This window comes from Microvirga sp. jy35 (genome assembly GCF_056148915.1).
This window is the reverse complement of record NZ_JBWBEW010000001.1, coordinates 149,840-161,050: the sequence shown is the minus strand read 5'-3', so window position 1 is coordinate 161,050 and position 11,211 is coordinate 149,840. Positions and strand designations below refer to the sequence as shown.

The 11,211-nt window shown below is 63.4% G+C and carries 7 protein-coding genes; all 7 read left to right on the top strand.

Annotated elements, in window-relative coordinates:
* Nucleotides 1–15: 15 nt before the first annotated feature.
* The 7 genes from AC0QTX_RS00725 to AC0QTX_RS00695 all read left to right on the top strand — a co-directional run bounded on the left by AC0QTX_RS00725 (nt 16) and on the right by AC0QTX_RS00695 (nt 11,105).
* Entirely contained in the window at nt 16–1,281 is a 1,266-nt protein-coding gene (locus AC0QTX_RS00725) for an aminopeptidase (protein ID WP_474601896.1), read from the top strand.
* 169 nt (nt 1,282–1,450) lie between these two features.
* A complete protein-coding gene (locus AC0QTX_RS00720) occupies nt 1,451–3,325 on the top strand; it encodes an ABC transporter ATP-binding protein (protein WP_474601895.1) in 1,875 nt (624 codons plus the stop codon).
* Between the two features lie 27 nt (nt 3,326–3,352).
* Nucleotides 3,353–4,879 carry an ABC transporter substrate-binding protein gene (locus AC0QTX_RS00715; protein ID WP_474601894.1) on the top strand — a complete coding sequence of 509 codons (1,527 nt, stop codon included), beginning with the start codon at nt 3,353–3,355 and terminating at the stop codon, nt 4,877–4,879.
* Between the two features lie 100 nt (nt 4,880–4,979).
* The gene (locus AC0QTX_RS00710) at nt 4,980–5,903 is read left to right on the top strand and encodes an ABC transporter permease (protein WP_474601893.1); all 924 of its coding nucleotides are present in this window, start codon (nt 4,980–4,982) and stop codon (nt 5,901–5,903) included.
* A 5-nt stretch (nt 5,904–5,908) separates the two neighbouring features.
* Complete coding sequence (locus tag AC0QTX_RS00705) at nt 5,909–6,766, top strand: ABC transporter permease (protein WP_474601892.1); 858 nt, start codon at nt 5,909–5,911, stop codon at nt 6,764–6,766.
* Nucleotides 6,763–8,511 (top strand): M14 family zinc carboxypeptidase, encoded by a 1,749-nt coding sequence (locus tag AC0QTX_RS00700; RefSeq protein ID WP_474601891.1) that lies wholly within the window; start codon nt 6,763–6,765, stop codon nt 8,509–8,511. The genes AC0QTX_RS00705 and AC0QTX_RS00700 overlap by 4 nt, the downstream gene beginning before the upstream one ends.
* A 236-nt stretch (nt 8,512–8,747) precedes the next feature.
* The gene (locus AC0QTX_RS00695; protein ID WP_474601890.1) at nt 8,748–11,105 is read left to right on the top strand and encodes a glycoside hydrolase family 113; all 2,358 of its coding nucleotides are present in this window, start codon (nt 8,748–8,750) and stop codon (nt 11,103–11,105) included.
* The last annotated feature ends 106 nt before the right edge of the window (nt 11,106–11,211 follow it).

The following is an 11,211-nucleotide window of genomic DNA, read 5'->3' as shown; positions in this document are numbered from 1 at the left end:
TGAGAGACTCACATCATGAACGAACAAGTCCGGAATTTGCCCGATGCCGCCTCCCATGCCCAGCTTCTGGACCGTATGGCCGAGGTTGCCGTCCGGGTCGGCTTGGGGCTGAAGCCGGGCCAGGAACTGGTCATGACAGCACCGCTCGATGCCGTCGCCCTGGTGCGGCGCGTCACGGAGCATGCCTACCGGGCCGGTGCCTCCCTCGTCACCACAATCTTCTCGGATGAGGAGAGCACGCTGATGCGCTTCCGCCACGGCCACGACGAGGGCTTCGACACGGCTCCGGCCTGGCTCTACGAGGGCATGGCCGAGGCCTACAAGAAGGGCGCTGCCCGGCTCGCCATCGTGGGCGAGGACCCTTCGCTTCTCGCCAAGGAGGATCCGGAGAAGGTCTCCCGCGCCAACCGGGCGCGCTCGAAGGCCTATATGCCGGCCCTCAACATGATCGCGGGCTTCGACATCAACTGGACCATCGTGGCTGCCGCAACGCCCGCCTGGGCCAAGACCGTGTTCCCGGACGATCCGGAGGAGGTGGCGCTGGCCAAGCTGTGGCAGGCGATCTTCTCCGCTTCGCGGGTCGACACCCCTGATCCGATTGCCGCCTGGGAGAAGCACAACGCAGCCCTGCAGGCGCGCACGCGGATGCTGAACGAGAAGAACTACGCGGCACTGCATTTTCGCGGTCCCGGCACGGATCTGCGCGTTGGGCTGGCCGATGGGCATGAGTGGAACGGCGGCTCGGCTAAGGCCAAGAACGGCATCGTCTGCAACGCCAATATCCCCACTGAGGAGGTCTTCACAACGCCGCACAAGGACCGGGTGGACGGCACGGTGACGAGCACGAAGCCGCTTTCCTACAACGGCACCCTGATCCAGGACATCCAGGTGCGGTTCGAGGGCGGGCGGATCGTGGAAAGCCGGGCACGCACCGGCGAGGCCGTGCTGGGCAAGGTGCTCGATACCGACGAGGGGGCGCGGCGTCTCGGCGAGGTGGCTCTCGTGCCGTATTCCTCGCCGATCTCGAAGAGCGGGCTGCTGTTCTTCAACACCCTGTTCGACGAGAATGCCTCGAGCCATATCGCGCTCGGCCAAGCCTACAGCAAGTGCATCCGGGGCGGCGGCGGCATGAGCGAGGACGAGCTCGGCTCGCGCGGCTCCAACAAGAGCCTCATCCATATCGACTGGATGATCGGCTCCGAACAGGTGGATGTGGATGGTATCACACAGGACGGCAGGGCCGAGGCGCTCATGCGTGGCGGCGAGTGGGTGACATCGTAACAAAGGACTCGCGCTTTGCTTAGCGCTGGATCTATGATCCAGGTGATTGCCTGATCTGACGCAAACGGTGCTTGACGTAGCGGCATCGTGACTGTGATGGATAACAGGTATCAAAGAGGTACCGGTCTGATCGGGGATCATGCCGGTGCTGCCTCAAGAGCGTGGATGGATGTCGGACACAGCCAATCGTCAATCTGAAGCTCTCCTGTCGGTCCGCTCCCTGTCGGTGGAGTTCGGCACGGAGAATGGAGCCTTCAAGGCCGTCAAGGAAGTAAGCTTCGACGTGCAGCCGGGCAGGACCCTGGCGGTCGTCGGCGAGTCGGGATCGGGCAAGTCCGTCACCTCACTGGCGATCATGCGCCTGACGGACTATACGGGCGGGCGCATCACGAGCGGGCAGGTGCTGTTCCGCCCCGACGGGGCTGAGGCGATCGACCTCGTCCAGGCCTCCGACACCAGAATCCGGGAGATCCGCGGCAACGACATCGCCATGATCTTCCAGGAGCCCATGACGTCCCTTAATCCGGTCTTCACGGTCGGCAACCAAATCGCGGAAACCCTGATCCTGCATCAGGGCCTGAACGGGCGCGAGGCGCGGCAGCGCGCGAAGGACCTGCTGCAGAAGGTGCGCCTGCCGGATGCGGACAGGCTGCTCGACCGCTACCCGCACCAGCTCTCCGGCGGCATGCGCCAGCGCGTGATGATCGCCATGGCGCTCGCCTGCAATCCCAAGCTCCTGATCGCCGACGAGCCCACCACCGCCCTCGACGTGACGATCCAGGCGCAGATCCTCAACATCATCCGCGACCTGCAAGCCGAGATGGGCACCGCCGTCATCTTCATCACGCACGACATGGGCGTGGTGGCCGAGATGGCCGACGACGTGGTGGTCATGTGGAAGGGCGAGAAGGTGGAGCAGGCGCCGGTGCGCGACGTCTTCGCCTCGCCGCAGCACCCCTATACCCGCGCGCTGCTCTCGGCCGTGCCGCGCTTAGGCTCCCTCAAGGGTCAGCCGCTGCCGAAGCGCACGCCCGTCATGGTGATGGATGGCAACGTGGCCAAGCCCGTGGGCGGCACGCACGAGCAGGACACGGCCGATTACACCAAGCCCGTTCTCCAGGTGGAGAAGCTCACCACGCGCTTCGACGTGGGCAAGACCTTTTTCGGCCGCGTGACGCACCGCGTCCATGCGGTGGAGGAGGTGAGCTTCGACATCTATCCCGGCGAGACGCTGGCGCTGGTGGGTGAATCCGGCAGCGGCAAGTCCACCATCGGGCGCACGCTTCAGCAGTTGGTTGAGCCCACAGGCGGCACGGTGCGGTTCGACGGGCGCGACATGGGGGCCATGAGCCAGGCCGATCGGCGCCGGCTGCGGCAGGAGATCCAATACATCTTCCAGGATCCCTTCGCGTCCCTCGACCCACGTCATTCCGTGGGCTACAGCATCGCCGAGCCGATCATCGTTCACGGGCTGATCAAGGATTCCAAGGCACGCGAGCGGCGCGTGCACGAGCTTCTGGATCAGGTCGGCCTGCTGCCGCAGCATGCCAAGCGCTATCCGCACGAGTTCTCCGGCGGACAGCGCCAGCGCATCTGCATCGCGCGGGCGCTCGCCAGCAACCCCAAGCTCGTCATCGCGGATGAATCCGTATCCGCTCTCGATGTGTCCATCCAGGCGCAGATCATCAATCTGCTCATGGAATTGCAGGAGAGGCGGCGCCTGTCCTATCTCTTCATCACCCATGACATGGCCGTGGTGGAGAAGATCAGTCATCGGGTTGCGGTGATGTATCTGGGCCAGATCGTCGAGCTCGGGCCCCGGCAGGCGATCTTCGAGAACCCGCAGCATTCCTATACCCGCAAGCTGCTTGCGGCGGTTCCCATCGCCGATCCCCAGCGGGAGCGGGCGAAGGTGAGGATCGAAGGCGAAATCCCAAGCCCCGTGCGCCCGGTCGGGCAGGAGCCTGCCATCCATCGCATGCGCGAGGTCGAGCCGGGACACTGGGTGGCCATCGAGGCGGACTCGCTTCGCGGGGCAGCGTAACAAAACTTTTCCAGAGGGAGACAACACATGAAGTTCTCGACAACACTGAAGGCACTCGGCCTGACGACCGCAGTGGCCCTGGCGCCGCTGATGGCGTCCGGAGCGCAAGCCGCCGGAACCCTGACCGTCGCGGTGGCGATCGATCCCGGCAGCTGGGACCCGATCGACACCTTCCTGGTCAACTGGTCGTCCGCCGCCAACAATCTCTTCGACGGGCTGACCGCCCGCGGCGCGGACATGAAGCTGAAGCCGGGTCTCGCGACCTCCTGGGAGCTGATGGACAACAACAGCCGCATCCGCTTCAAGCTGCGCGAAAACGTGAAGTTTCACAATGGCGAGCCGTTCAACGCGGCGGCCGTGAAGTTCACGTTTGATCGCCTTCTCGGCGAAGAGGGCAAGAAGGGCCCGCAGCAGTCGAACTACACCAGCATCGACCGTGTCGAGGTGGTCGACGACAAGACGGTCGACTTCATCATGAAGCAGCCCGATCCGGTGCTGCTCACGAAGCTCGCCGGCTACGGCGCGATGATCGTGCCGCCGAAATACATCCAGGAGAAGGGCGACGCCCACTTCAACATGAACCCGGTCGGCACCGGACCGTTCAAGTTCGTGGAATACAGCCCGAAGGTCAGCCTGACCTTGGAGGCCTTCCCCGAGCATTGGGGCGGCGCTCCTAAACTCGACAAGGTGGTGACCCGCTTCATCTCCGAGGCGAACACCCAGGTGGCCGAGCTGCAGTCCGGCCGCATCGATGTGGCGACGCTCATTCCCTTCGGGCTTGCTCCGACGGTGGAGAAGAGCCCGAACCTGAGCCTGATGAGCATCACCGGTCCCACGGTGGTTTCGCTGCGCCTGAACACCAAGGAAGGCATCACGAAGGACGTGAATGTCCGCAAGGCGCTGATCATGGGCATCGATCGCGATGCCATCATCAAGGCGGTGCTGCTCGGCCACGGCAAGCCGATCGCGAGCTTCCAGTCCGAACTGTCGTTCGGCAACGACCCTGCCATGAAGCCGCTGCCGTTCGATCTCGCTAAGGCGAAGCAGATGCTGCAGGAGGCGAAGGTTCCGGCCGGCGCTCCGGTGCGGATCGACTTCCGCGGCAACGACGCGACCTTCCGCGAGGTGGCGCAGGCGGCGGCCGGCTTCCTCCAGGCGCTCGGCCTCAAGCCGGCGCTGCAGCCGCACGAGCCTCCGGTTCTCCTCAACGACATCATCCCGAACGGCAAGACCGGCGAGGCATGGCATCAGGCCTGGGGCGGCTGGACCTTCGACTACGACAACACCGCCTACCTGATGTATCACTCGGGCGAGAAGTGGAACCCTTACGACAACGATCCCACGCTGAACGCCCTGCTTGAGAAGCAGCGCACGATCTATGACGTGAAAGAACGTGAGAAGGTTCTGCAGGAGATCGCCCGCTACGTGGCCGACAAAGCGCTCGAAATCCCGCTCTACAACCAGAACACGATCTTTGGCGTGAACAAGCGGGTGAAGAATTTCGATGCGCCTGCGGACAGCCGCTTCCGCTTCATCGAAACGTCGGTGGAGTAAGCAGGCGCCCTGGCGCTTGAAAGCTTCAATGCGACGAGGCCCCGCGCGAGCGGGGCCTCGTTCCAGATACAGAAGACAGAGAGAAGGGTAAGTTCACGGCATGGCAGGCTTCATTCTCAAGCGATTGCTGCAGGCCATCTTTGTCGTCCTGGCAGTGACCCTCATCGTCGCGTTCGCCATTCGGCTGTCCGGAGATCCGGCGATCATGATGCTCGGGGGCGGCGGCAACATCACCGAGCAGGATCTGCAGAACATCCGCCAGGCCTTGGGTCTCGAGAGGCCGTTCTTCGTCCAGTACTTCAGTTTTCTTCAGGGCATCCTGACCGGCGATTTCGGCAAGAGCTTCATGGGCGGCACCCCCGTGTCCCTGCTCATATCCCGCGCCTTGCCTGCGACCCTGCTTCTGGCCTTCGCGTCTCTTCTAACGTCCATCCTGCTCGCGGTGCCGCTCGGCATCTACGCGGCCGTGCATCGCGGCCGCTGGCCGGATCAGCTCATCCGCATCCTGTCGCTGGTGGGCCTGTCGTTTCCGAACTTCTGGCTCGCCATCATGCTGGTGCTCCTGTTCTCCATCGTGCTCGGGCTGCTGCCGCCGAGCGGCATGGAGGGGCCCGAGAGCTTCATCATGCCCGCGCTCACCATGGCGATCATCCTCACCGCCACCAATGTGCGCCTCGTGCGCACGTCGATGCTGGAGACGCTCTCGCAGCAATACATCATGGTGGCGCGCTCCAAGGGTCTGCGCGACCGGGTCGTGCTCTACAAGCACGCGCTGCGCAATTCGGCGATCCCGCTCGTCACCTATATCGGCCTGCAGTTCGGCGGCCTTATCGGCGGCATCGTGATCGTGGAGCGGGTGTTCAACTGGCCCGGCATGGGCACGCTCGCTTTTGACGCCATCTCCAACCGCGATTACCCGGTGCTCCAGGGCACCATCACGGTGCTGGCGCTCTTCATCGTTCTCATCAACCTCCTGGTCGACATCGCCTACGGGCTGATCGACCCCCGCATCCGGACGGAGTGACGCTCATGGCTGCCGCTCAGGCTGTGTCGTCGGCACGCCGGCACTTCAGGTCCCTCGAACTCGTCCTCGGCCTCCTGCTCGCCGGCGGAATGTCCCTGGCCGTGCTATTCTCAGGCTTTCTCTTCCCCGATGGCGGCGAGAGCATGGACCTGATGGCGCGGCTTACACCGCCCTTCCAGAACCTCGCCCATCCCCTCGGTACGGATCCGCTCGGGCGCGACGTGCTGGCCCGCGTCATCGTCGGCGGCAGGATCTCGCTCACGGTCGGGGTGTTCTCGGTGCTGGGGGCCGTCGTCCTGGGAACGCTCATCGGCTTGGTCGCCGGCTACTACCGCGGCATCACCGAAATCCTGCTGATGCGCTTTGCCGACATTCAGCTGGCGCTGCCCTTCATCCTGCTGGCGATCATGTTCCTCGCCATCCTGGGAACCGGTGTGGACAAGATCATCTTCTTCATGATCGTGGCGCAATGGGTGCAGTATGCGCGCCTCGTACGCGGTTCGGTTCTTGCTCTGCGGGATCGGGAGTTCATCCTCTCCGCCCGCGCCATCGGGGTCGGGAACGGACGCATCATCTTCACCCACATCCTGCCCAACGTGCTCGGCCCCATCATCATCCTGATGACCCTGCAGGTGGCCAACAACATCCTGCTGGAGAGCAGCCTGACCTTCCTCGGCCTCGGCGTCGATCCGCTGATCCCAAGCTGGGGCGGCATGCTGGCCGACGGGCGCACCTATCTGCAGACCGCCTGGTGGGTCAGCGTGTTTCCCGGGCTTGCCATCATGTTCACCGTGCTCGGCCTCAACCTTCTGGGCGATTGGCTGCGCGATCTCCTCGACCCGACAGGACAAACCTCGAAATGACGATTTTGCTCGACGAGCGGATTCCGCGCACTCTCGATGTCCTGGTGCGCGAATGGGCGAGTGACCATCATAAGGGCACGGTCCTCGAAGCCTGGCTGTTCGAGGACGAGGCGGCGCGTCGCGCGGCGGAACGCATTCTTGCCGATGCGGGCATCCATGCCCGCCTGCGCAGCGCCTACAAGCCGCTCGTCCATGCTTTTCTCGAAGAACTCGACCTGGCGAGCGTGACGCGGGCAACCGTGCGCTATCCCGTGCATGAGAAGGCCGACCGCCTGCGCTTCCTCTCCGAAGCCTATCCCCTGGCGGCCCTGCTCGAGGGCGTCGAGACCCGCTTCGAGCCCGGCGAGACCGATCTGACCTATGAGGTCACGCTGGAATACGCGGATGAAAGCATCGGGAAGCATGAGGTCTTCGCTCCCAACCGCCTGCGCACCAACCATCTCGATCAGGTGGATCTCACCCCAACCGGCTGGCTGAAGATCACGGCGCGCGCCGATGGCGGCCCCGATCTGGATGAACCGATCGAGGCCGAGATCGAGCAGGTGTTCCACAAGGTCATGGCCGCCGTCACGGCTCATGACTGGCCTGAAACGGAGCCCTATGCCGAGACGCTGGCCATCGATGTGGCTATTCCCGGCATCGAGCGGCCGCTTGCTTACGGCGACGAGGTCATGAGCACCCGCGAGGCGCTTCACGAGGACTTCTATTTCTCGATTCTCGAATTCTTCAAGCACCGCTCGGGCCGTCCGCCGGAGGATCGCGGCCTGCAGCCTGGGCAGATCGTGCCGGACATCCGGGCCGGGGAGGGCGATGCAGGGGTTCGCGTGACCCTGCGCGCCTTCGGGGTGCCGGCCGATCCGGCCCGCCCGGAGCAGGATATCGAAACGGCGGAAGCCGCCCCCTCTCTTGCTCAAATCCACCGGGAGCTCGCGGAGCTTCCGGGCGAAACCTTCGAGGGCGCTTCCCGCGAGGGACGCCCGGTGCGCGGCATCTACCGGGCCGGATCGCGCCCGGCCGTCCTCGTGACGAGCGGGCAGCACGCCAATGAAACCTCGGCCCCCGTCGGTACCTTAAGGGCGGTGCGTCGGCTCCTCGCCAATCCCGAGGCTAACATCGCCTATATCCCGGTCGAGAACCCGGACGGCTACGCTCTGCATGGCCGCCTGTGCGAGGGCAGCCCACGCCACATGCACCACGCCGCACGCTACACGTCCCTCGGCAACGATCTGGAATATGGCCGCGGCGAGCCGCTCTACGAGATCGGCGCGCGCAACCAGGCCCTGGCCCTGTCCGGCGCGCAGCTGCACCTCAACCTTCACGGCTATCCGGCCCATGAATGGACCAGGCCCTTCACCGGCTACCTGCCGCGCGGTTTCGAGCTCTGGACGATCCCGAAAGGCTTCTTCCTGATCGTCCGCCATCACCCCGCCTGGGCCGGGACGGCCAGAACCCTGATCGAGGCCGTCACGAAAGGGCTGTCGGCCGTGCCGGGCTTGGCCGAGTTCAACCGCCGCCAGATCGAGATCTGCTCCATCCATTCCGGCGGAACGCCCTACGAGATCATCAACGGCGTACCCTGCTTGCTGACGACCGACGAGCGCCATCCGACGCCGCTGACCCTCATCACGGAATTCCCGGACGAGACGATCTACGGCGAACCCTACCGCTTCGCCCATACGGTGCAGATGGCCACCGTCATTGCCGCAGAGGAAGCTTTCGCCACGATCATGGCCGGAGTCGCCTGAACCCGCTGCAGGCCTTCCGATCTGCCGCAGAATGACGCTGACGTTGCGTCATCTCGGCTGCCCAGTGAGCGCCTCCATCGGAGAAATGCACTGCCCTTTCGACCGGAGCCCAGCAAGGGAGCCTTAACGCTGACCCTTCATCGCGCTTGCGAGAACATACTTTGAACGTTATATCGGAAGAATAATACTATAAGCGCATCATCGCAGATGATCATTCCCGCAGGGGCCTTGTCACCATGCCTAAGCTGTTCGATTTCCAGGCCGAGAGCCTTCCTTCCTGGTATGACGGCAATTTCCGGATGCCGTGGACCCAGACCAATCTCGACCTGATCCAGGGCGATGGCGCCTCCCAGGTCGTGATCGTTCCGACGGTCTACATGGACAGCCTGACATCGACCCGTGTTTATCGCGACAACAGTGACCTTGGCGGATACAACACGGACGGTGCTCCCCGCACCGAGAGCGACGGCTCCATTCGAGAGGTCATCTCCCAAGCTAAGGCCCGTGGTCTTGAGGTAATCTTCAAGCTGCACGTGAACATCCAGAGCCCTGACTGGAATGCCCTGATCGGTCCTCCCAAGCATGCGGACGGCACGCTGCCCACTGAGGCGGAGTGGATGGAATTCGGCAATGCGTGGTTTGCTTCATACAAGGAGCAAGTTCTGCACTATGCCCGTCTTGCGAAGGAGCAAGGCGTCACGGCTTTCGCTATCGGCAACGAATGTGAGAGCATGACACATCCGCGCTTCACGGAGCATTGGAAGGACATCGTCAAGGCCATTCGTGAGGAGGTGGGCTACGCCGGCAAGCTCACTTACGCCGCCACCTGGACGGAGGCGCTCCATGTCGACTTCTGGGATGTTCTCGACTATATCGGCGCTAATCCCTACATTTCGTTTACAGACAACCCTAATCCAACGGTGCAGCAGCTTATCGACGGCTGGACGAAGCCATCGAAGTTTGAACATGTCACTCAACCGATCGTCGCCAGGTTCGGCGAGAACATTTCAGCCATCGATGCGCTGCAGCGCATCGCGGAGCAGTTCGGCAAGAAGCTGATCTTCACCGAGACCGGCTTCCGCAGCCTCGACGGCAGCAACTACGATCCCTGGACCTGGCGCAGCGGAACGGTCGACGTTGTCGAGCGGGCCAACATGTTCAGGGCCTTCTACAAGATCATGACCGATGAGGCCAATGAAGGCTGGGTGGGCGGCTACTGGCTGTGGAACTACGACGCGGGTCAGTTGCCGGCCGATCCCAGCCCGGACGACGGCTACTACACTCACGGCAAGCCAGCCGACGAGCTCGTCGAGCAGTATTTCAAGGATCCGCAATCCGTGAAGGGCCGGCTGATTTCAGGCACGGCTGCCGGTGATGTGCTGCGGGGAGGACTCAACCACGACACCTTCGTCGGGGGAGCCGGAAACGATACTCTGCAGGGCAACGGCGGCGCGGATGTCTATCTGTATACCGGTGGAGACGGCAAGGACACGATCCTCGACTTCAATGCCGCACAGAATGACCGGATCGTCCTGAACAATGTCGGCGCGATCCGTTTCGCCGATCTGCAGATCAGCCAGATCAGCGGCGGCTATGTGATCGCCTTCGCGGATGGCGGCAGCCTCACCATCATGACCGCCCAGGCGCCTGCCGCCGAGTGGTTCCTGTTCAACGGGAATGGCCAGACCGGCGCCTCCACCAAGCCGTCGTCCGGCAACGATGAGATCACCGGCACGGACAAGGCCAACGTGATCAAGGCGCAGGACGGCGACGACCTCATCAACGGTCTCGGCGGCAACGACAACCTGAGCGGCGACAAGGGTGACGATACCGTCTATGGCGGTGCCGGAAACGATGCGCTCTACGGCAATGACGGCGACGGTTACATCGAGGCCGATCTGGGCAACGACCGTCTGTATGGCGGCAACGGTCTCGATATCCTCTATGGCGGAGCGGGCAACGACCAGCTGCGCGGCGAGGAAGGCGACGACATGCTGTATGGCGACGAGGGCGTCGACATGCTGCGCGGCGGCAACGGCGTTGATCTTCTCGATGGGGGCAACGGCAACGACAAGCTCTACGGCGACGGCGGCAACGATCAGCTTCAAGGTGGCGGCGGCAGCGACCTCATCCAGGGCGGCGCCGGTGACGACAGCATCGAGGGCGACACCATGTCGGATCCCGCTGGCGACGACAAGCTTTACGGCGGCGCCGGGAAGGATGTGATTTCGGGCTGGTTCGGCAAGGATCAGATCTGGGGCGGATCGGGCGACGACGTTCTCGACTCCGGGGCAGGCAACGACAAGCTCTGGGGCGGCTCGGGCTCAGACCGCTATGTCTTCAACTCGGACATGGGCCAGGACGTCGTCTACGACTTCAAGGTGAAGCAGAACGAGATGCTGCTCATCCGCCACGACATCAACCATTCCGGCATCGTCGACTTCGACACCCTCAAGCCGCACATGAAGCAGGTGGGCAAGAACGTCGTCATGGATCTCGGCACGGGCGAGTGGCTGAGGGGCGATGATCAGCTGACCCTGGTCAATGTTCGGATGACGGATCTGAAGGCCGAGCATTTCTATTTCTACTGGTAGGCGATCCCTCCATCAGAAGACATGAAACAGCCGGGGTTCTTGCCCCGGCTGTTTCACTTTGTCTGTCCTCGGCTTGATCGGGAACAAGGCGAGTCCTGCTGCCGTT